Genomic DNA, 21,203 nt, shown 5'->3' on the forward strand with positions numbered 1-21,203 from the left:
GGCTGAAGTTCGGGGGCAAGGTTTTCAAGGGATCAGCAGGCCACAGCGAACGACAGGCTGCGGCTCAGGGGAATCGTGGCCTGACGACTGCCGGGAATGGCCGCCAGCAGGCGCTGGGTGTAGCTGTGTTGCGGGTGCTGCCAGAGGCTGTGGGGCGTGGCCTGCTCGACGATGTTGGCTTCGTGCATCACCAGCACCCGATCGGAGAAGTAGCGCACCACCGAGAGGTCGTGGGAAATGAACAGGTACGACAGATCGAACGCTTCGCGCAGCTCCACCAGCAGGTTGAGAATCTGCGCCTGGGTCGACACATCCAGCGCCGACACCGGCTCGTCGCAGATCACCAGTTTCGGTTTGACGATCAGCGCCCTGGCGATGCCGATGCGCTGGCGCTGGCCACCGGAAAACTGATGGGGCAGGCGGTCCAGACTGTTGCGCGCAAGGCCCACGGCATCGAGCATCTGCTCCCGCGCCTGGCGTCTGAGTTGCGGGTCGGTCTGGCCGTGCAGGCGCTGAACCCGGTCGAGTATGTGCTCGACGCTGTGCCGTGGATTGAGCGCGGCATACGGGTCCTGGAAGACCATCTGCAGTTGCCCGCGCCAGGCCAGTTGCTCAGTCGGATTCAAGGTGGCGATGTCGCGACCGCTGAAGTGGATCTGGCCCTGACGGGGTCGCAGCAGGCCCAGCAGGGCCTTGCTCAGGGTCGACTTGCCGCAGCCGGATTCACCCACCAGCCCCACGGTTTCCCGCTCGCTGATGGCAAACGACAACCCTTTGAGCACGTCACGCTCGCCGTAGCCCAGGCTCAGGTTGTCGACCTGCAGCAGCGGCGCCTTGCCGGGTGTCGCGGGGCGTGGCGCGTGGCCGGGGGAATAGTGGGTGTTGCTGACCTTGTACTGATTGGCCTGGCCCGGTTTACGCGTGACCTGAATCTCCGGCAGGCGCTGATCGAGGTAATGCTGATCGTGATCGCGGCCAAGGGATGCGCTGAGCAGGCCTTGGGTGTAAGGGTGTGTCGGGTGCTGAAACAGCTCGCTGCTGCGCCGATGCTCCAGCGCCTGGCCGTCGTGCATGATGATCACCCGGTCGGCCTGCTGGCGGACGACGCCCAGGTCATGGGTGATCAGCAGCAGGCCCATGCGCAGTTCCTTGCGCAGGCTGTCGAGCAATTCGAGGATCTGCGCCTGCACGCAAACGTCCAGCGCCGTGGTGGGTTCGTCGGCGATCAACAGGCGCGGTTCGCAGGCGATGGCCATGGCGATCATCACCCGCTGGCGCTGCCCGCCCGACAAATGCTGCGGGTACTCACGCAGGTGCGCGGCCGGGCGCGGCAGCTGCACCAGGCCGAACAGTTCTTCGGCGCGTTTACAGGCCTGGCGGCGCGTGAGGTCGGTGTGGGTGAGCAGGGTTTCGGTCAGTTGCTCGCCCAAGGTCAGCACCGGGTTGAGGCTCGACAGCGGCTCCTGAAACACCATGCCCAGGGCGTTGCCCTGCAAGCGGCGCATCGCTCGGGGCGACAGCTGCAGCAGGTCACGGCCTTCGAACAGCGCCTGACCGCTGAGCGTTGCGTTGTCCGGCAATCGCCTGAGCAGCGCCAGCGCGGTGGTGGATTTGCCGCAGCCAGACTCGCCGACCAACGCCAGGGTTTCGCCGGCCTCAAGGGTGAAGTCCAGCCCTTGCACGGCATCGAAGCCTTCGTAACTCACGCGCAGCCCGCGTACGTCGAGCAGGCTCATGGGATGTACCTGCGCAGGCGCGGGTTGAGCGCATCGTTGAGGCCATCGCCCAGCAGGTTGAAGGCCAGCACCACGGCAATGATCGCCATACCGGGCAGTGCCGTGAGGAACCAGGCGCTGGCGATCTGTTCGCGGCCGCTGCCGATCATGCCGCCCCAGCTCGGGCGGTTCGGGTCGCTCATGCCGAGAAACGCCAGACCCGCTTCGATGAGGATCGCCGACGCCACCAGAATCGAGGCCGTGACCACCAAAGGCGCCAGGGCGTTGGGCAGGATTTCGTGAAGGATGATCGAGCGGGTGCTGAAGCCCTGGCTGCGGGCCGCGGTGACGAAGTCAGCCTCGCGCAGGGTGCGAAATTCCGCGCGAATCAGCCGCGCGACCGTGGGCCAGGACGACACTCCGATGGCCATGGCGATGATGTTCACGGTGGGGTTGCCGATGGCGACGATGACGATCACCAGCAGGAACGACGGCACCGTCTGGAACACTTCGCTGATGCGCATCAGCACATCGCCCAGACGCCCGCCGTGGTAACCGGCCAGTGCGCCCACCGTGACGCCGATCAACACGCTCAACAGCGTGCCGTACACCGCAATCAGCAGCGAGGCTCGGGCGCCGTAGGCAATGCCGGCGGCCACGTCACGGCCCAGGGAGTCGGTGCCCAGCGGGTAGGCCGGGTCGCTGAACGGCCAGAGCATGGGTTCGGCGACCATTTCCGACGGGTCACCGGGGAAGAAATAGCCGGCGCTCAGGGCCATGGCCAAAGTCGCCAGAAGAATGCTGGTGCCGGCCAGCGCTGCCGGGCTGCGCCGCAACGCACCCCAGACGCTTTCGCTGTGGCCGGTGCTTATCGGCTGGATTGCACTGATCGTCATTGACTGCTCACTGTTGCAAAGAAGGTGATACATCATCGCGGTCCGGCCCGGACCTCACGCAGGTTCGCCTGTCTGCCCCGAGTCCTGTGGGAGCGAATGCATTCGCGAGGGTCGGTACAGGCGATGGATCTCCCTCGACCGAACGGCCGTCTCGCGAATGAATTCGCTCCCACAGGTGGGGCTGCGGTGTGGGCGGGGTATGCAAGCAGGGCTGCGGTGTGGGCAGGTTGTTCAAGCAGGGTTGCGGTGTGGGCAGGGTGTTCAAGCAGGGTTGCGGTGTGGGCGAGTTGTTCAGGTGGCCGTCCTTATCGTGGTGTGTTCGCGCGCAGAGCGATCGGACGGAAACCCGGGTTTGCCTGCCTGCACCGAGCCCTGTGGGAGCGAATTCATTCGCGAGGGGTTGTGCAGGCGATAGATCTCCCTCGACCGAACGGCCGTCTTGCGAATGAATTCGCTCCCACAGGTGGGGCTGTGGTGTGGGCAGGTTGTTCAAGCAGGGTTGCGGTGTGGGCGAGTTGTTCAGGTGGCCGTCCTTATCGTGGTGTGTTCGCGCGCAAAGCGATTGGACGGAAACCCGAGTTTGCCTGCCTGCACCGAGTCCTGTGGGAGCGAATGCATTCGCGAGGGTCGGTGCAGGCGATAGATCTCCCTCGACCGAACGGCCGTCTTGCGAATGAATTCGCTCCCACAGGTGAGGCTGCGGTGTGGGCAAGTTGTTAAAGCACGGTTGCAGTGTGGGCAGGCAGTTCAAGCAGGGTTGCAGTTCGGTCGGCGTCATCATTCGGCTTGAATCCTCGGGTCGAGCCAGGCTTGCAGCAGGTCCATGGCGACGTTGACTACCACCACCAGAATCGACGACAGCAGCAGGATGCCGAGCAGCAGGTTGTAGTCCCGCGACAGCACGGCATCGAGGGTCAAACGGCCAAGGCCGGGCCAGCCGAACAGGGTCTCGGTCACTGCTGCGCCGCCCAGCAGGGCCGCAAAATGCAGCCCGGCCATGGTGGTCACCGGCAGCAGGGCATTGCGCAGCACATGGCGAACAGCGACGCGAATCGGGTGCAGGCCCTTGGCTTTGGCGGTGCGCACGAAATCCTGACGCTGCACTTCCAGCATCGAGGCGCGGGTCAGGCGGGCGTACAGCGCGATGTAAAACGTGGCCAGGGTCAGCACCGGCAGAATCGCGTGACGAATGCGGTCGAGCAGCCAGTCAACGCTGTGCAGGTCCAGCCCCAAGGTTTCGATGCCGTCGCTGGGCAGCCAACCAAGGGTCACGGAAAACAGCACCACGGCCATCAGGCCGATCCAGAAGCCCGGCGTGGAATAGAGCAGCAGCACGGTCAGCGACAACACGCGATCCGGCCAGCGCCCGACCTTGCTGGCCATCACCACACCGGCGGCGATGCCGATGGCCAATGCCAGCAGTAGCGCGCTGACCATCAACAGGAGGGTGTTGGGCAGCCGGTCGAACACCAGTTGACTCACCGGCAGGTTGAAGCGCGGCGACAGCCCAAGGTCCAGATGCGCCAGGTGGCGGAGGTAAGCCAGCAACTGCTGACCCAAGCCCAGATCCAACCCAAAATGACTGCGCCACTGGGCGAGGGTGGCCTCTGTGGCGCCTCCCGACTCGCTGGCCAACACGTCCACGGCGTCACCGGGAATCAGCCGCAGCAACAGAAAGTTCAGCAGCAGAATGCCGAACACCGTCGGGATGGCCTGCCACAGCGTGCGGCGGGCCAGACGGAACATCCTCAGGCGCTCAGCCATGGGCGACCACTTCGCCACTGAGGTTCACATTGGCGAGGCTGCCATCCAGGCCGTTGCCATCGGCTTCAAACCCGGAAACCCTGGCGTTGAACACCGTGACCTGTTGCTGCATGACCAGGGTGATATTGGGCAGCTCCTCAATGACGATCTTCTGGAAGGCCTTGAACAGGTCGCCGCGCTTCTGCTCGTCGGTCTCCACGGCGGCGCTTTCCAGCAGGCGATCGACCTCGGGGTTGTTGTAATGCGAGCCGTTGGAGAAGGGCAGGCCCTTGCGGAAGTTCTTCGACCAATAGAGCCGCTGCACGCCCACGGTGGGGTCGAACATGGTGCCCATGCCGACCACGGCGAAGTCGAAATCACGGTCGGTGTAGATGCGTTTGGTGTAGGTCGGGAAGTCTTGGGAACGCAGCTGCACGTCAATACCGATGCGCGCCAGTGCCGTGCGGATGTAGGCCGCGGTGCGCGCGTAGCTGTCGCCGTAGGGCAGCGGGTCGAGGGTCAGGCTGAAACGCGATGTCCCTTTGAGCGGCAAGCCGGCCTGATCGAGCAGGGCGTTGGCCTTGGCCACATCGAACGGGTACGGGTCGGGCCCGGCGTAGACGTACTGCGGGAAGTTCTTCGGAATAGGCGACACGCTGACGTCGGCATAGCCGTAATACACCACCTTCTTGACCACCTCGCGGTCGATGGCGTGGGCGATGGCCTGACGCACTTCGTGGCGGCCGAGCAGTGGGTGGTCAAGGTTGAACTCGAGCATGGTCGGCGTGATGCTGTAGGCGTAACCGCGGCTGGTGTATTTGAGCTTGCCCGACTGGGTCAGGCGCTTGAGATCGCTCAGCGGCACCGGGCTCTGGCCACCGGCGTCCAGGGTGCCGTTTTCGAAGGCTGCCAGGCGCGAGGCCGAATCAGGCACCACTTTCAAAAACAGCGTGTCGACCCCCGGCAGGCTGGCATCCCAGTAATCCGGATTGCGCTCGTACTCGATGAAACTGCCGCGCTGCCACTGCTTGAAGCGATAGGGGCCGGTGCCGACCGGCGCGTTGTTGTGCGGGTTGCTCAGCGGGTCGCCCGAGGCGTACAGGTGCTGGGGCAGGATCGGTGTTTCACTGCCGGCGAAGGCGCGAATCAGGTACGGCGCGGGCTTGGCCAGCTTGACGATGGCGGTGTGGTCGTCCGGCGTCTCGACGCTCGCCAGGTTGGCAAAGGTGCTGCCGCCGCGCGGGTGATAGCGCTTGTTGGTTTCCAGCGAGAAGGCCACGTCCTGAGCAGTAAATGGCTGGCCGTCGTGCCATTTGACCCCCTTACGCAATGTGAATGTGTAGCTCAGGCCATCGGCCGCCGCTTCCCAGGACACCGCCAGGCCCGGCTGTGGTGTGAGGTTCTCGTCGTAGCGCAGCAGACCTTCGAGCACCTTGCTGCTGGCGGTGATGGCCGTGCCCGCCGAGGTGTTGAACGAGCTCAGCGTCGGCGGTTCGGGGTTGACCAGCAGGTTGAAGATGCGACGGCCCGTGACCGCTTCGGCAGTGGCTGCGGCCAGTGCGCTCGGCAGAAACGGCACGCTGGCGCCCAGCAAGGGCAGGGCGGACAGCCCTGCGATGAATTGACGACGGGAAAAAGGCATTGGGCAGTGATCCTTGAGCAAAGCGCTGCTTGAAAAGTGTCAGAGGCGCAGGCCGGCCTGTTTGAGCAAGGGCAGAACCCGCTCGCCGAATTGCTCCAGGTCTGGCTTGAAGTCGAAGAAGCTCAGTTGAATGCCGTCGATGCCCGCCTGCTTGAGGCGAATGATGTCGCGCACCACGGTTTCCGGGCTGCCGACCAGCTGGATGTTGCCGCCGACATAGCGGTGATCGGCCTTGTGACCGCGCCAGGCGTGGGCGTCGCTGGCTTCCCGGGCGTGTCCTTCAAGGGTCCCGGGATCGCCTGCGGCAGTGATCGCGGCATGGTGTTCCCAGGCTTCGGCGTCGCTGTCGCGGCAGATCACCAGCGGGTTGATCAGCGTGCGCACGGTACGCCCGTACCCCTGTGCGGCGTGTTTGATGCGCTGCAAATGCTCGGGCAGCTTGCTCAGCGCGTCTTCGATCTCGGCGCTACCGGGGCTGGTGGTGAAGACGATGTCCGAATGCCGCGCGGCAAAGTCGATCCCGGCGGTGGAGCCGGTGGCGTTGACCAGTACAGGGCGGCCGAAACGTGGCTTGACGCTGCTGTAGGCCTCTTCGAGCGTGTAGTAATCGCCGTTGAAGTCGACGTTCTCGTCGCTGGCCCAGAGTTTTTGCACGACCCGAATGAACTCGTCGGCCTGCAAATAGCGCTGATCGTGCTCGATCGGCTCGTTGCCGAAACGGCGGTGTTCGCGATGGCGATGGCCGGTGACCAGGTTCAAGCCCCATCGACCCTGGCTGATGTGATCCAGGGTGGCGCCGAACTTGGCCAGATGCAGCGGATGCCACGGGCCGTACAGCACGTGCAGGGTGGAGATCAGCAGAATGCGTTCGGTCACCGACGCCAGCGCGGCCTGTGTGATGAAGGCGTCGAGGGATTCATCGTGGTAGCGGATGTCGCCACCGTAGCCGCCTTTGCCCAGCCATTCAGCCAGAGCGAACACCAGATCGAAACCCAGGGCTTCTGCGCGCAGTGTCAGTTGCTTGTTGTAGTCGAAAGACCAATCAGTGCCACGGGGTAATGCCGATGCACTCCAGCCCCCGGATTGAATGGGAAGAAACAAACCCAGCATTAACGGTTGGGCAAATGCTTTCGATAACGGGCTGTCGGGAAAGTCCAGTGGAGAACGATTAACAGGCAATTGAAACACTCCGGCAATGAATGTTGTCGTTGAGTAATTGCAAGGGATGTGCCGATAACAGAAAAAACAGTATTTAACTTGTTTGTATGGGCTGAGCGTCGGAGTTTTATTAGATTCGCAGAGTGTTACTGCTCTTGAGTGTGTACTTGTGTTTAACAACTGTTGCTGGAGAAACACTTATATGGCTTCTGTAGCAGCACGGCTTGCCGGCGGCAGCGCTTGCAAGTACGCCACCGACGGTAAGCCGGACTGCTACAGGGCGTATGCCAGATGAAGCACAGTAAAAAATCCGTGCGGAATAACTTTAGCTTTAAAAGTTATAGCGGATTATGTTGACGGATAATTGTTCGGATCCTTATTGTCGCCGGCAGATTTTTAATTTTCTTTATTCGCCGCTAAGTTATATGCACCTGCGTGGCGGCACGCCTATTGTTTATCTATTTAGAGAGACCTGTTCATGAGTGCTATCCAATACCGTTCACTGGGCCGTCACGGTCTTAAAGTCTCGCCGTTGACCCTGGGCACCATGATGTTCGGCGGGCAGACCGATGAGGCCGTGGCCCGGCGCATCACTGACAAGGCGTTCGAGCAGGGCGTGAATTTCATCGACACCGCCAACGGCTACAACGCTGGCGCCTCCGAAGAAGTGGTCGGTCGGCTGATCGCCGCCAAACGTCAGCAGTGGGTGCTGGCGACCAAGTTCGTCAATCCCAACCCGGGCGGCGAGGGGCCGAACAATCGCGGCGCCTCGCGCAACAACGTGATTCAGTCCGTGGACGCCAGCCTCAGGCGCCTGAACACCGACTACATCGACCTCTTTTACCTGCACCGCGAAGACCCGGAAACCCCGGTGGAAGAAACCCTGCGCGCGCTGTCAGACCTGATTCGCGCGGGCAAGATCCGCAGCTACGGGCTGTCCAACCACCGCGGCTGGAAACTCGCCGAATTCAGCCGCACCGCCGACCTGCTCGGCGTCGAGCGTCCCGCTGCCAGCCAGCCGCTGTACAACCTGGCCAACCGGCAGATCGAAGTGGAGCACCTGCCTGCCGCCGATTATTACGGCATTGGTGTGGTGTCCTACAGCCCGCTGGCCCGTGGCGTGCTCACCGGCAAATATGTGCCAGACCAGCCAGCGCCGGAAGGCACCCGTGCAGGGCGTAACGACCCGCGCTTGCAGCAGACCGAATGGCGCCCGGAGTCACTGAATCTCGCGCAGCGCATCAAGGACCATGCCCAGGCGCGCGGCATCACCAGCGGGCAGTTCGCCCTGGCCTGGGTGCTCAACAACCGCCTGATCACGTCGGCCATCGCCGGCCCTCGCACCGAAGCGCAATGGGACGATTACCTGCCGGCGCTGGAGTACGCCTTCAGCGCTGAAGACGAGGCGTTCATCAATGATCTGGTGGTGACCGGGCATTCCTCCACGCCAGGCTACAACGACCCGAGCCACCCGTTTTTCGGCCGTCAGTCCCGGGTGTAAGCCCGGCTCGCCGAGCGTTTCCAGCTGACCTTCTAATCCCGCCAGGCCCACCGGCTGCCACACAGAGGAATGTTCACCATGCAAGAACGCAACAGCCGCAGGGCCTTCATCAAACAGGTCGCGTTACTGGGCACGGCCGCCGCAGCCGGGCTGATCCTGCCGGGCTGCGACAAACCGGAAAAAACCGCCAACGCCGCGCCCGCCGTGATCAAGAAACGCTGGGATCAGGTGGTCAGCTTCAAGTACCCGGACAACCCGTCGTTCGACCTGGTGTACCTGGCCGACTCGCTCGGTTACTTCGAAGGCACGCGGACCAGGCCGAACTACATCGGCAAGATCGCCGCGCCGCAGATCATTCCGCTGGTGGGCACCGGCGAAATCGATTTCGGCTCGCGCATGGTGCCGCTGGTGATTTCGGCGATTGCCAGCGGGCTGGATTTGAAGGTGGTCGCCGCGGGCGGCAAGACCCTGCAGGAGGCGCCGCACATGAAGTATTTCGTGCGCGCCGATTCGGGGATCTTCACGCCCAAGGACATGGAAGGCAAAACCGTCGGCTTCAACAGTTTCGGGGCCTGTGCGGAGTTCGTCACCAAGAAGTACCTGCGCGAGCATCAGGTCGACGTCGACAAGATCAACTGGGTGGTGGTGCCGGACAATCAGGGCGAGCAGACCGTGCTCAGCCGCAACGTCGACATCGCCATCATCCACCCGCCAGCCTCCGGCGGCGCCGAACACAACCCCGAACTGCGCAAGCTGTGGAGCGACTACGACCTGGACAAGGGCCTGGGCGGCATGGCGCCGTACAGCGGCTACGGCAAGTTCATTCGCGAAAACCTCGAAGCGACCGAGGACTTCGTTGCTGCCATCGCCAAGGCCGCCAACTGGGTTAACGCCAACCCGGACGAGGCGCGCAAGATCGTCTCCAAACGCATCGGCACCCCGCTGGAACTGGTGGAACGCTACGCCTACGTCGACGACCTGGTCGTGACCGAACCGCCGATCCAGTACTACATCGACATCCTCGAAAACGAGAAGAAGATCAAACCCGGCGCGGTGTCGGTGAAGGATGTGTACACCAACCAATTCAATGCGTTGGCCAAGGCGTAAGCGCGGTTTTCAGGTGCGGATTCACACGGTCATGCAGCCGATGAAAGACCTGTGGCAGCGAATTCATTCGCGATAGATGTTTCAGGCGATGCATCTGCGCCGTCTGTCCGGCCATCGCCAATGAATTCGCTCCCACAGAGAGTCGGCCTTCGCCCGGCAAAAAGGGTGTTTATCCAAAGGACAAATGAGGCATCAGTGCACAAAATCTCCACATCAGGCCTGCACATGGAATACCAGGCCCAGGACGAAGCCGGCAAAAGCGAGCGGGTCGAGGTGCTCAAGGATTTCGATCTCGACGTGCGCGAAGGCGAATTCCTGTCGATCCTCGGCCCCTCTGGCTGCGGAAAATCTACCTACTTGAACATTCTGGCGGGCCTGGCGCAGAAAACCGGCGGCACCCTGAACATCGACGGCAATCCCCTGCAAGGCATCAATCGCAATCAGGGCGTGGTGTTTCAGGGCTACGCCTTGCTGCCCTGGCGCTCGGTGCTCGACAACATCGCCGTGGGCCTGGAAATCCGTGGCGTTGGCAAGGCCGAACGGCGTGAGCGTGCGCGCGAATACCTGGACCTGGTGGGCCTGACCGGCTTCGCCTCGCGCTACCCCCACGAGCTGTCCGGCGGCATGCGTCAGCGTGTGGCCATCGCCCGGTCGCTGGTCTACGAGCCTGACGTGCTGCTGATGGACGAACCCTTTGCCGCCCTCGACGCGCAGACCCGCGAAACCCTGCAGGACGAATTGCTGCGCATCTGGGACCTGCATAAAAAGACCATCGTGTTCATCACCCACAGCCTGGACGAAGCGATCTTTCTGTCCGATCGCGTCGCCGTGATGACCCCGCGACCCGGGCGCATCAAGGACATCATCGACATCGACCTGCCGCGCCCCCGGCTGCCGCAACTGCGCAACAGCCACGCCTTCGTCCACCTGCGCCAGCGCGCTTGGGCCTTGTTGCGTGAAGGCATGGGCGGCGTGTTGCCTGATGCGTTGGAAGTTGAAGAGAGCGCCCGCCATGAAAGCTGGCAACAGATCGCGCGCCGTAGCGGTTATCGAGTGGGGGTTTGAGCATGGGCACGCACGTGGTTTTACCTCAGACATTGATCGCACGCTGGGCGAGGGCATCGCGCCGCGCGCTGGACAGCACCCTCGGCATCATCGGGTTTCTCGCGCTGTGGGAGGCCTTGCCGCGCCTGGGCATCGTCAATCCCGGCTACCTGAGCCCGCCTTCCGCCGTGCTGGCAGCCATCGTCGACATGGCGGGCAACGGCGCGCTTATCAAGCATGTGCAGGCCAGTCTGATCCGCTCGTTGGCAGGTCTTGCACTGGCCGTTGTCATCGGGATTTCCCTGGGGTTGCTCATGGGCTGGTTCGCGCGGCTGGAGCGGATCCTCGACCCGCTGCTGCAGTTCTTCCGCCAGACCTCGGCGCTGGCGCTGTTCCCGGTGTTCATCCTGTTTCTGGGCATTGGCGAGCTGTCGAAAATTGCGATTATCTTCTGGGCGTCGTTCTGGCCGATCCTGTTAAGCACCATCAGCGGCGTGAAGCAGGTCGACAGCCTGTTGATCAACTCGGCACTGTCGATGGGCGCCAACCGGCGTTTCCTGTTTTTGAAGATCGTCCTGCCATCGGCATCCCCTTCGATCTTCACCGGGGTGCGCTTGGCCGGGGCCTATTGCATTACCGCATTGGTGGCCGCTGAGATGATCGGCGCCCATTCGGGGCTGGGCTTTCTGACGCTCAATTCTCAGGAGGTGTTTCAGATTCCGAGCATGTACGCCGGCATCCTGCTGCTGGCCGTGGTGGGCTTGCTGCTGAACTTCCTGTTGGCGCTGGTGGAGCGGCGTTTCACCCGCTGGCGACGTGGATTGAAACATGCGGGGTAGTTCCAGTGCGGCGTTTACTGGCGGCTGGATTCGCTGGAGCCTGGCCGGCCTGATCGGCGTCGGCGCCGTGTGCGCCATCTGGTGGCTGCCGATGATCGACGGCGCTGAACCGTCTCCGGGCCCGGTTTTGGCCAAGGCCCAGGCGCAGCAGGTGTTGCGGGTGGGCGTGCGCAGCTACCCCAGGCCGACCTACAGCACCGACGCGCTGGTGTCGGAACCGGACGAAATGGACAGCGAACTGGCCTCGGCGTTGGGGCGTTATCTGGGCGTGAACGTGCAACTGGTCGCCATTCCCGCGCAGGACATCACAGGTTTTTTACGCAAGGGCGAGGTCGATGCCGTGATTGCCGGGAGCCTCGATATTCCGGGGCTCGAACGACAACGCGCGGCGCTGAGCGACGTGCCCCGCGCCTACCAAAAAGGCGCGCTGCTGAGCCTGCGCAACGCGCCGTCTTCCCCGGTCAAGGGCCAGACAGTCTGCATCGCCAACGGCAGCCCCTGGACCCACACCTTGCAGCATCAGGGCGCGCAGATTCAGACCTATGTCTCCGGCATTCGCGCCGCCACCGCCTTCATGGCCGGTGACTGCCAGTTGCTGGCCGACGAGCGCACGGTGCTCACCAGCCTCTTGCAAACCCCCGACTGGCGCTTCTACCGCATGCTCGCGCAAACCCTGGACGCCAGCAGCGACGCCGGGGTCTACCTCGCGCAACCGGACCCGAAAAGCCTGCACCTGCTGCAGGCCGGGCTGCGCGACTGGCAGTCCCGGGGCGGCCAGGAAAAAGCCTGGGGCCTGCACAGCAATGCGTTTCTGTTGGACAGCATGAAGATCAGTGACGGGTTGGTGTGTCACTGACCTTCAAGCGCGCCGGGGCAGCACCCAATCCTTGCGAATGAAGTGGCAGGTGTAGCCATTCGGGATACGTTCCAGATAATCCTGATGCTCGGGCTCGGCCTGCCAGAACGCGCCCGCCGGGGCGATTTCGGTGACGACCTTGCCGGGCCACAGGCCTGAGGCGTCGACGTCCTGCACGGTGTCTTCGGCGACGCGTTTCTGTTCTTCGCTCAGGTAGAAAATCGCCGAACGGTAGCTCAGGCCGATGTCGTTGCCCTGGCGATTGGCCGTGGACGGGTCGTGGATCTGGAAGAAGAATTCGAGGATCTTGCGGTAGCTAATGACGGCCGGGTCGAAGACGATTTCAATGGCTTCGGCGTGGGTGCCGTGGTTGCGGTAGGTGGCGTTTTCCACATCCCCGCCGGAATAACCGACGCGGGTGGACAGCACACCAGGGTAGCGGCGCAGCAGGTCCTGCATGCCCCAGAAGCAGCCGCCGGCGAGCAGCGCGGTTTCGGTTTGAGTGCTCATGATTCATTCCTTCCTGTTACGCGGTGGACGCACCGGTTTGGAGTGGTCAGGCAGTGTGCTCGCCAGCGAGCGCGGCAGGCAAGCATCGCCGTGACTTCTTAGATGATGCTTTGCAAGGCCGATTGCTACCCTGTGCCGGCACTTTTTTTCAGCCACTGACACGCAGGCGCCTGTCATAGTGTCACGGCGCATTCAGGCGTGACGGAGCGTCCCACCGATAAGCATCAACCTGCAGATTCGCGACCTTTCGTATTTCATGAACACAGAACACAGAACACAGAACACGGCGCAATGCCATGGCGGAGCAATCCCAAGCCTGATTGGCGAACTCCTGTCCCGCGCGCATAGTCTTCTCTACCTGAGTATTCAATCGCGTCAAAGGACCCTTCGTGAACACACCCCGGATCGGCTTCGCCTGCATGTACCGCCACCCTGAGCGCGCACTGTCGCTCAAGGAACTCAAGGTGCTGGAGGGCGATTACAACCCGCGCACCACCACCTTGCGCTGGATGGAGAGTGTCACCCTGCAGCAAGCCCAGGACAAGCTGCTGGACATCGTTGAGCACAACCTGGCAGCGCAGGTCCGTTTGCTAGGCTATGTCGCGCAGTTGCCCCAAGCCCGTCGCATGCTGCGCCTGAGCAGTGACCTGTTGCCGTTCTACAGCCACCCCAAAGTCGCTGCGTTCTATCAGACGCCTTCGGTCATGACCCGCCTGCAAAGCCTGTTCGCCGCCATTGGTGACGCTGCGCGTCAGGGCGATATCCGGGTGTCGTTCCATCCGGGGCAGTTCTGCGTATTGGGCTCGGACAGGCCTGATGTGGTGGAAAACAGCCTCGCCGAATTCGAATACCACGCCGACATGATCCGCATGATGGGCTACGGCCGTCGCTTTCAGGACCTCAAATGCAATATCCACATTGCCGGGCGGCTGGGCGCCGAGGGCGTGCGTGCGGTGTGGCCGCGGTTGTCGGAGGTGGCGCGCAATTGCATCACCTTCGAGAACGATGAGAAGACCTATGGCGTGGACGATTGCCTGCAACTGGCCGACCTGGCGCCGGTGGTGCTGGATATTCACCATTGCTGGATTCATGAGGGGCGCTACATTGCGCCGGATGACGAGCGGGTCGGGCGGATCGTCGACAGCTGGCGCGGGGTGCGGCCTGCGATGCATTACTCGCAGCCGCCGGAGAGTCTTCAAGCGCTGGGGTTCGCGGCGGATCGCAAGCTGGAGATGGAAGAACTGTTGAAAGTGGTGAACAAGCGGGATCTGTATTTGCACAGCGACCAGATGTGGAATGACTGGACGAACCGGTACGCGCTGCAGTTTCTGGATCGGTTCGACATCATGTTCGAGGCCAAGGACAAGAATCTGGCGACCGAGGGGTTTTATCAGCGGTATATGGTCGCAGGTTCTGCCTAGGGGCAGAACCGTTTCGCCTTTCAGCGAGTTACCTGGAAACCCTGTAGGAGCAGTCGGAGGTTACGACGGCCGCGAAAGCGGTGTATCAGATAAAACATCTGCAGCTGACCCACCCCATTCGCGGCCGTCGTAACCTCCGACTGCTCCTACAGGTACAGCGGCGGGCACAAATCTTCGGCTAGGCACAAAACCCCTGTAGCATCGCCGGAGCTGAGGGAGCCCGACGAAGTCGGGCCCAACCAGGAGCAAACACTTGGTGACTGGGTGTCTTTTCAAGTAACGCCGAAGGCGAAACAGGCCTGGCGTTAGCCAGAACCCCCTATGCAGCGCTTTTCTGAAGAATCTGGCGCCGGAACACAACCCCGATTTCTCCATCTTTCACCTTGCGCCGGTTGTGTACCGTCATGGCCGGGTGCCACAATCGCCGCCATATCCCCGAGGTGTGGGCAAACGGCTTCGATGTATTCCTTCGAGTTTCAGCAAGAACGCGATGTCCTGATTCGCGCCCAGGTGCGAACCGACCGCCTGCACCTGCTGTTCCAGCAAAGCGTCTTTTCCGTCACCGGCAGTTTTCTCGGCGCACTGATGCTCGGCTGGTTGTGCTGGGGCCGGGTCGATCATGAGCTGGTCAAAATCTGGCTGGCTCTGCTCAGCGCCTCGACGTCGCTACGCGTCCTGTTGCTGGTGAGCTGGTTCCGCAGCCCCGTCGACACCCGCACCCCTGAGCGCTGGGAACTGAGGTACTGGCTCACGCTGTGCCTTTCGGCGGGGATCTGGGGCAGCGGGGCGCTGGCGCTGATGCATCCCGAAGACTTGCTGACCCAGACCTTGGTGCTGCTGTTTGCCGTGGGCATGTCGGTCGCCGCGGTGTCCTGCTATTCCGCTTATCGTTCGATGACCATCGTCTCCATCGGTCTGGTGTTGTTACCGAGTTCGCTGTGGCTGCTGATTCAGCCCTCGGGCACGCAGATTGGCATGGCCGCGGCGTCGCTGGTGTTTGCCTCGTACGTCATCAGCGCCACTCGTAAGCTGTCGGAGGCCATGGAAACCGCCTTCCGCCTGACCCGCGAGATGGAACATGCCCACCGCATTGCCAACCATGCCGCGCAGACCGATGAGCTCACTGGCCTGAAAAACCGGCGAGCGTTTTTCAAGCACGCCGAGCAGACCTTCGAGAGCTGCAAGCGCAATCACCTGCCGCTGAGCGTGCTGATGCTGGACCTGGACCACTTCAAGCACATCAACGACTCTTACGGCCATCAGGCAGGGGATCAGGTGCTGCGGCAGGTTGGCGGCGTGATCTATGAATCGGTGCGCGACATCGACATCTGCGGGCGTCTTGGCGGCGAAGAGTTTGCGATGCTGTTGACCCACACCTCCATCGACGTCGCCCAGACCCGCGCCGAGCAGCTGCGCAACGCCATTTCGCAACTGTGCTGCGATCATGGCCAGACCATCACCGCAAGCCTCGGTGTGGCCACCATGAATCCGGACGATCACACCTTTCAGGCGCTGCTCAATAGTGCCGACAAGGCTCTGTTCCGGGCCAAGGCGCAGGGTCGCAACCAGACGGCAGTGGCCTGAGGGCTTACGTCCTGTAATCTGCGGCTGCAAGGAGACAGCCATCGTCTGTGTCACGCTTCTGTGACATTCATCTCAAACCTTTTCATTCCGGCAAAGCTGTGGCGTAGTGTCGTTCGCACCATTGCCGACTGGAAGAGGTAACGAGAGATGACCCTGCAAAATCGCCTGGACAACCTGTATCCGCGCGCCGAAGACATCCCCGAGCAGTTTCGCGCAGGGCCGGCCATCGAGCAGCGTGAGTACCTGGTCAATGGTGAGCTGCGTCAGTGGCAAGGACCACTCGCGCCGGTGCTCAGTCCGGTGTCGCTCAAGACCGACGCGGGGCTTGAAACTGTTGTGCTGGGCAGCACGCCGCTGATGGACGCCGACACCGCGATGAACGCGCTGGACGCCGCCGTCAAGGCCTATGATCGAGGGCAGGGCGCCTGGCCGACGATGCGTGTTGTCGAGCGCATCCACCACGTCGAGACCTTCCTGAAGAAAATGCGCGAACAGCGCGACGCCGTGGTCACCCTGTTGATGTGGGAGATCGGCAAGAACCTCAAGGACTCGCAGAAAGAGTTCGACCGCACCTGCGATTACATCGTCGACACCATCAACGCCCTCAAGGAACTGGACCGTCGCTCCAGCCGTTTCGAACTGGAGCAGGACACCCTGGGCCAGATCCGCCGCGTGCCGCTGGGCGTGACCCTGTGCATGGGCCCGTACAACTACCCGCTGAACGAAACCTTCACCACGCTGATTCCGGCGCTGATCATGGGCAACACCGTGGTCTTCAAGCCGGCCAAGTTCGGCGTGCTGCTGATCCGCCCGCTGCTCGAAGCGTTCCGCGACAGTTTCCCGGCTGGCGTGATCAACGTGATCTACGGCAGCGGCCGCGAGACCGTCAGCGCGTTGATGGCCAGTGGCAAGATCGATGTGTTCGCCTTCATCGGTACCAACAAGGCCGCCAGCGCCCTGAAAAAGCTCCATCCAAAACCCCACCGCCTGCGCGCCGCGCTGGGGCTGGACGCCAAGAACCCAGGCATCGTGCTGCCTGACGTCAACCTGGACAACGCCGTCAACGAGGCCATCACCGGCTCGCTGTCGTTCAATGGCCAGCGCTGCACGGCCCTGAAGATCCTGTTCGTTCACGAAAACGTGGTGGGCAGTTTCCTTGAAAAATTCGAGGAAAAACTCGCCCAGCTCAAACCGGGCATGCCGTGGGAGCCGGGCGTTGCCCTGACGCCGCTGCCCGAGCCGGGCAAGACCGATTACCTGCAAGGGCTGGTCGACGATGCCGTGAGCAAAGGCGCCAAGGTGGTCAACGAAGGTGGCGGCACCACCCATCAGCAGTTCTTTTACCCGGCGGTGCTCTATCCGGTGACCCCGGACATGCGCGTCTACCACGAAGAACAGTTCGGCCCTGTGGTGCCGGTGGTGGCGTATCGCGATCTGGAAACGGTGATCGAATACGTGCTGGACTCGGACTTCGGTCAGCAACTGAGTATCTTTGGCAACGACTCCAAGCAGGTCGGGCGTCTGGTCGATGCGTTCGCCAATCAGGTGGGCCGCATCAACATTAATGCTCAGTGCCAGCGCGGCCCGGACAGCTTCCCGTTCAATGGCCGCAAGAACTCGGCCGAAGGCACGCTCTCGGTGCATGACGCCCTGAGGGTGTTCTCAATCCGCACCCTGGTGGCGACCAAGTTTCAGGAGAGCAACAAGGCGCTGATCAGCGACATCATTCACAACCGCGAGTCGAGCTTCCTGACCACCGATTACATCTTCTGATTCATGCGCTGACCTGATATGTCCTGCAGCGACTCGGATCGCCAGCGCCCTGAAAATCCCTGGCGCCCGCAAACCGAGTTGCTACAGGAGAAGGCGACGTATCGCTGTGGATGTGCGGCCGGGTCCCGACACTATCCAGACGCATGTTTACACCCGGCCACCGCGTCCATTAGTGTGCGCGGTAGCCATTTGCGTGAACCTGCCGATGCCTGCGTATTCGAAGCCTTCTCTTCTCTAGACTGGACGCCACCGCCCTTGGTTGAAGCCACCCCCGAGCTGTCACCTGTTTGCGTTACCGCGCCGCCCTGCGGCGTGTTGCAGATGCTGCGTTCGGCCACCGCCGTGCAGCACAAGACCCTGGAAGCCCGACTTCCACTGACCCATCCCGGACTGGACCTTGCGACCTACACCCGCATTATCCAGGCCTACTACGGTTTTCATGCGCCCCTGCAGCGGCAAATCGAGACATTTCTCGGCGCCGAGGCATTCGACCCCGAGCGGCGCAAAACCCCGGCACTGATCAAGGATTTGCATGCGCTGGGGCTCAGCTGTGCGCAGATCAACGCATTACCTCTGTGCACCTCACTGCCAGCGCTCGACAGCGAAGCGCGCCTGCTTGGCATCATGTATGTCATGGAGGGCGCGACCCTGGGCGGGCAGGTGCTGCGCAGGATCATCGCTGACCGCCTGGCCATCGACGCCGACAACGGTGGCGAATTTCTCGATGTTTATGGCCGCGACACCGGTCGCTTGTGGAAGGCGTTTCTCAAACAACTGGCCGATTTCGATCGCCCGGGCCTCAATCTTCAGGTCGTGGACGCCGCTTGCGCCACATTTGCCAGCTTCGAACGGTGGCTGGACCGTGCAGGAGTGCTGCTATGACGTCCTCGACCGAACAGAACCTGGAGGCGTTGCTGCAGAACTGCGCCGACGAGCCGATCCGCATTCCCGGCGCCATCCAGCCTCATGGGGTGTTGCTGACCATCGATGAATCGACCTGGGTCGTACAACAAGCCAGTGCCAATGCCTCGTCATTATTCGGCGGCGCCGATGAACCGCTTGCCGGCGCCGACCCACTGCGCGCCGGCCAGCCGCTGTCAACCTGGCTGGGCGTCGATCAAACCGATGCCCTGCACGAGGCCGTGGCACTGGGCGCGCTGGAGGAGATCAATCCGCTGTCGCTGAGTTGCGGCGGCCAGTCGGTAGACGGCCTGATTCATCGTCACGACGGCTTGCTGTTTCTGGAGCTGGAGCGGGTGGAAGATCAAACGGCGGTCAACTCCCTCGATCAACGCCTGACCCGCACTCTGCGTCGCCTGCACTCGGCGAAAAGCCTGGCGGACCTGTACGACATCAGCGTGCGCGAGATCCGCGCGCTGACCGGCTATGACCGGGTGCTGATCTACCGCTTTCAGGAGCAGGGCCACGGCCAAGTCATCGCCGAAGCCGCCACGCCTGAACTCGACGCCTATCAAGGGCTTTTCTTTCCCGCCAGCGACATCCCGGAACAGGCCCGCGAGCTGTACCGGCTCAACTGGCTGCGGATCATTCCTGACGCCACGTACGTGCCGGTGCCGATGCTGCCGGCGCTGCGCCCGGACAACGGGCAGCCGCTGGACATGAGCTTTGCCGTGCTGCGCAGTGTGTCGCCGATCCACTGCCAGTACATGCAGAACATGGGCGTGCGTTCGTCGATGAGTATTTCCCTGCTCAAGGAGGATCGTCTCTGGGGCCTGATCAGCTGTGGCAACCGCCAGCCGCTGCAAGTCCCGCACACCCTGCGCGCGGCTTGCCAGACCATCGGCCAAGTGCTGTCGATGCAGATCAGCGCCCTTGAAGAAGTGCAGGCCCGTCGTGAGCGTCGGGCCAAGGATGAACTGCTCAAAACGCTCGCCCTTGCCATGGCAGAGGCCGAGGGTGATGTTTACCAAGGGCTGGTCGAGCACGGGGACGATCTGTTGGTGCTGGCCGATGCCAGCGGCGCGGCGGTGATTATCGAGCAGGAGATTCACCTGTTTGGCCAGTGCCCGACGCCCGAGCAGGTCAGGACGCTCCAGCAATGGCTGCAACAGCAAGCGACGCCCGTGCTTGAGACATCGAACCTGGGCGCGGTCTTTCCCCAAGCGTGCGCCTATCAGCGCATTGCCAGCGGCTTGCTGGCCTTCACCTTGCCCAAGCCGGTGGCTAACGCTGTGATGTGGTTTCGCCCCGAGATCAAGGACAGCGTGCAGTGGAGTGGCAACCCCGACGCCTCGAAAGTGGTCGTTGCCGATCGCTTGCAGCCGCGCGAATCGTTCGAGGTCTGGAAACAACAGGTCGACGGCACCTCGCGACTGTGGAGCGTGGGGGATGTCTATGCCGCGACGGACCTGCGTCGCTCGGCGCTGGAGTCTGATTTGTCGCGCCAGGTGCTGCGTGAACAGGACGCCGTGCGTGCCCGTGATGAGCTGGTGGCGGTGGTCTCTCACGACTTGCGCAGCCCGCTGACGGTGATCGTCATGCAGTGCGGCATGATGCAGCGGGTGATTGCGGCTGAAGTCAGCCCTGCGTCCAAGCGGCTCGGTTCGGCGGTCGACACCTTGCAGCAGGCCACGGCGCGCATGAGCACGCTGTTGGAGGATCTGCTCGACACCTCCAAGATCGAAGCCGGGCGCTACAGCATTGATGCCCAGCCCCTGGAACTGAGTCAGTTCTTCGAGGATGCCTGGACACTGCTGACGCCGCTGGCGCTGAACAAATTCATCGACCTGAGTTTCACGGGCGAGCCTGGCCTGATGATCATGGCCGACCCCGAGCGTCTGTATCAGGTGCTGTCCAATCTGGTCGGCAACGCTATCAAGTTCACGCCCAAAGCCGGTCGAATCAATGTGACGGCCGCGGTGGATGGGGATTTCGTCGAGGTCAACGTCGTCGACTCAGGCCCCGGCATCGCGCGGGATCAGCTGCCCCACGTGTTCGAGCGCTATTGGCGGATTCGCGATGGCAACCCGAGTGGGACGGGGTTGGGGCTCTATATCTCCCAAGGCATCGTCAAGGCCCACGGCGGCGAGCTGACGGCCACCAGTGAACTGGGCGTGGGCAGTGTGTTCCGGTTTACCGTGCCGTTGGCGGTGCCTGCTTGAAGATGTGCATCCAGAGCGCGCAAAACGGTTGAACTGACGATGAGCCGTCGGCGCTGTGCGACAGTGGCAAAAGCGGTTTGCCTGACACACCGCTTTCGCGGCCGTCGTAACCTCCGACTGCTCCTACAGCGAACTGCGGCGTGCTGAGAATGGTGATCAACTCAGCACCTGGCGCTGTGCGACAGTGGCGAAAGCGGTTTGTCTGACACACCGCTTTCGCGGCCGTCGTAACCTCCGACTGCTCCTACAAGGAAATGTGGCGTGCCGAGAAACTGTGATCAGCGCCGAACCT

At 62.4% G+C, this 21,203-nt stretch carries 16 protein-coding genes; 10 read left to right on the top strand and 6 right to left on the bottom strand.

Going from position 1 to position 21,203, the window contains the following annotated elements:
- Positions 1–32: 32 nt before the first annotated feature.
- The 5 genes from AC07V9_RS03335 to AC07V9_RS03355 all read right to left on the bottom strand — a co-directional run bounded on the left by AC07V9_RS03335 (position 33) and on the right by AC07V9_RS03355 (position 7,175).
- On the bottom strand, positions 33–1,736 hold the full coding sequence (locus AC07V9_RS03335) for a dipeptide ABC transporter ATP-binding protein (protein WP_495014273.1): 1,704 nt from the start codon (positions 1,734–1,736) through the stop codon (positions 33–35).
- Positions 1,733–2,611, bottom strand: coding sequence for an ABC transporter permease (locus AC07V9_RS03340; protein WP_495014274.1), 879 nt, complete (start codon positions 2,609–2,611; stop codon positions 1,733–1,735). Before AC07V9_RS03340 ends, AC07V9_RS03335 begins: the two co-directional genes overlap by 4 nt.
- Before the next feature lie 777 nt (positions 2,612–3,388).
- Positions 3,389–4,375, bottom strand: coding sequence for an ABC transporter permease (locus AC07V9_RS03345; RefSeq protein WP_495014275.1), 987 nt, complete (start codon positions 4,373–4,375; stop codon positions 3,389–3,391).
- On the bottom strand, positions 4,368–5,996 hold the full coding sequence (locus tag AC07V9_RS03350) for an ABC transporter substrate-binding protein (RefSeq protein ID WP_495014276.1): 1,629 nt from the start codon (positions 5,994–5,996) through the stop codon (positions 4,368–4,370). The genes AC07V9_RS03345 and AC07V9_RS03350 overlap by 8 nt, the downstream gene beginning before the upstream one ends.
- Before the next feature lie 39 nt (positions 5,997–6,035).
- Positions 6,036–7,175, bottom strand: a complete 1,140-nt coding sequence (locus AC07V9_RS03355; RefSeq protein ID WP_495014277.1) for an LLM class flavin-dependent oxidoreductase — start codon at positions 7,173–7,175, stop codon at positions 6,036–6,038.
- A 457-nt stretch (positions 7,176–7,632) separates the two neighbouring features.
- Between AC07V9_RS03355 and AC07V9_RS03360 the strand changes: the two genes are divergently transcribed.
- The 5 genes from AC07V9_RS03360 to AC07V9_RS03380 all read left to right on the top strand — a co-directional run bounded on the left by AC07V9_RS03360 (position 7,633) and on the right by AC07V9_RS03380 (position 12,501).
- A complete protein-coding gene (locus AC07V9_RS03360; protein ID WP_495014278.1) occupies positions 7,633–8,655 on the top strand; it encodes an aldo/keto reductase in 1,023 nt (340 codons plus the stop codon).
- 78 nt (positions 8,656–8,733) lie between these two features.
- On the top strand, positions 8,734–9,762 hold the full coding sequence (locus tag AC07V9_RS03365; protein WP_495014279.1) for an ABC transporter substrate-binding protein: 1,029 nt from the start codon (positions 8,734–8,736) through the stop codon (positions 9,760–9,762).
- Positions 9,763–9,957: 195 nt separating this feature from the next.
- Positions 9,958–10,827 carry an ABC transporter ATP-binding protein gene (locus tag AC07V9_RS03370; protein ID WP_495014280.1) on the top strand — a complete coding sequence of 290 codons (870 nt, stop codon included), beginning with the start codon at positions 9,958–9,960 and terminating at the stop codon, positions 10,825–10,827.
- Between the two features lie 2 nt (positions 10,828–10,829).
- Positions 10,830–11,645 carry an ABC transporter permease gene (locus tag AC07V9_RS03375; RefSeq protein ID WP_495014281.1) on the top strand — a complete coding sequence of 272 codons (816 nt, stop codon included), beginning with the start codon at positions 10,830–10,832 and terminating at the stop codon, positions 11,643–11,645.
- Complete coding sequence (locus AC07V9_RS03380; RefSeq protein ID WP_495014282.1) at positions 11,635–12,501, top strand: type 2 periplasmic-binding domain-containing protein; 867 nt, start codon at positions 11,635–11,637, stop codon at positions 12,499–12,501. Before AC07V9_RS03375 ends, AC07V9_RS03380 begins: the two co-directional genes overlap by 11 nt.
- A 3-nt stretch (positions 12,502–12,504) precedes the next feature.
- On the opposite strand, the gene msrA is transcribed toward AC07V9_RS03380, so the two are convergent.
- Entirely contained in the window at positions 12,505–13,011 is a 507-nt protein-coding gene (gene msrA / locus AC07V9_RS03385; RefSeq protein WP_495014283.1) for a peptide-methionine (S)-S-oxide reductase MsrA, read from the bottom strand.
- 389 nt (positions 13,012–13,400) lie between these two features.
- On the opposite strand from msrA, the gene AC07V9_RS03390 reads away from it, so the two are divergent.
- From AC07V9_RS03390 to AC07V9_RS03410, 5 genes are all read left to right on the top strand, one after another.
- Entirely contained in the window at positions 13,401–14,432 is a 1,032-nt protein-coding gene (locus tag AC07V9_RS03390; RefSeq protein ID WP_495014284.1) for an apurinic/apyrimidinic endonuclease family protein, read from the top strand.
- 459 nt (positions 14,433–14,891) lie between these two features.
- Positions 14,892–16,016, top strand: coding sequence for a GGDEF domain-containing protein (locus AC07V9_RS03395; RefSeq protein ID WP_495014285.1), 1,125 nt, complete (start codon positions 14,892–14,894; stop codon positions 16,014–16,016).
- Positions 16,017–16,163: 147 nt separating this feature from the next.
- The gene (locus AC07V9_RS03400) at positions 16,164–17,789 is read left to right on the top strand and encodes an NADP-dependent glyceraldehyde-3-phosphate dehydrogenase (RefSeq protein WP_495014286.1); all 1,626 of its coding nucleotides are present in this window, start codon (positions 16,164–16,166) and stop codon (positions 17,787–17,789) included.
- A gap of 321 nt (positions 17,790–18,110) precedes the next feature.
- Positions 18,111–18,671, top strand: a complete 561-nt coding sequence (locus AC07V9_RS03405; RefSeq protein WP_495014571.1) for a biliverdin-producing heme oxygenase — start codon at positions 18,111–18,113, stop codon at positions 18,669–18,671.
- Positions 18,668–20,911, top strand: coding sequence for an ATP-binding protein (locus tag AC07V9_RS03410; protein ID WP_495014287.1), 2,244 nt, complete (start codon positions 18,668–18,670; stop codon positions 20,909–20,911). Before AC07V9_RS03405 ends, AC07V9_RS03410 begins: the two co-directional genes overlap by 4 nt.
- Positions 20,912–21,203: the final 292 nt, after the last annotated feature.

Source organism: Pseudomonas sp. GW821-FHT02A11 (genome assembly GCF_059421985.1).

What these genes read in the sequence shown, in the direction of transcription:
- AC07V9_RS03410 (WP_495014287.1), top strand. Translation starts at nt 18,668, where the DNA reads ATGACGTCCTCGACCGAACAGAACCTGGAGGCGTTGCTGCAGAACTGC.
- AC07V9_RS03395 (WP_495014285.1), top strand. Translation starts at nt 14,892, where the DNA reads ATGTATTCCTTCGAGTTTCAGCAAGAACGCGATGTCCTGATTCGCGCC.
- AC07V9_RS03335 (WP_495014273.1), bottom strand. Translation starts at nt 1,736, where the DNA reads ATGAGCCTGCTCGACGTACGCGGGCTGCGCGTGAGTTACGAAGGCTTC.
- AC07V9_RS03405 (WP_495014571.1), top strand. Translation starts at nt 18,111, where the DNA reads ATGCTGCGTTCGGCCACCGCCGTGCAGCACAAGACCCTGGAAGCCCGA.
- AC07V9_RS03360 (WP_495014278.1), top strand. Translation starts at nt 7,633, where the DNA reads ATGAGTGCTATCCAATACCGTTCACTGGGCCGTCACGGTCTTAAAGTC.
- msrA (WP_495014283.1), bottom strand. Translation starts at nt 13,011, where the DNA reads ATGAGCACTCAAACCGAAACCGCGCTGCTCGCCGGCGGCTGCTTCTGG.
- AC07V9_RS03345 (WP_495014275.1), bottom strand. Translation starts at nt 4,375, where the DNA reads ATGGCTGAGCGCCTGAGGATGTTCCGTCTGGCCCGCCGCACGCTGTGG.
- AC07V9_RS03400 (WP_495014286.1), top strand. Translation starts at nt 16,164, where the DNA reads ATGACCCTGCAAAATCGCCTGGACAACCTGTATCCGCGCGCCGAAGAC.
- AC07V9_RS03375 (WP_495014281.1), top strand. Translation starts at nt 10,830, where the DNA reads ATGGGCACGCACGTGGTTTTACCTCAGACATTGATCGCACGCTGGGCG.
- AC07V9_RS03365 (WP_495014279.1), top strand. Translation starts at nt 8,734, where the DNA reads ATGCAAGAACGCAACAGCCGCAGGGCCTTCATCAAACAGGTCGCGTTA.
- AC07V9_RS03350 (WP_495014276.1), bottom strand. Translation starts at nt 5,996, where the DNA reads ATGCCTTTTTCCCGTCGTCAATTCATCGCAGGGCTGTCCGCCCTGCCC.
- AC07V9_RS03380 (WP_495014282.1), top strand. Translation starts at nt 11,635, where the DNA reads ATGCGGGGTAGTTCCAGTGCGGCGTTTACTGGCGGCTGGATTCGCTGG.
- AC07V9_RS03340 (WP_495014274.1), bottom strand. Translation starts at nt 2,611, where the DNA reads ATGACGATCAGTGCAATCCAGCCGATAAGCACCGGCCACAGCGAAAGC.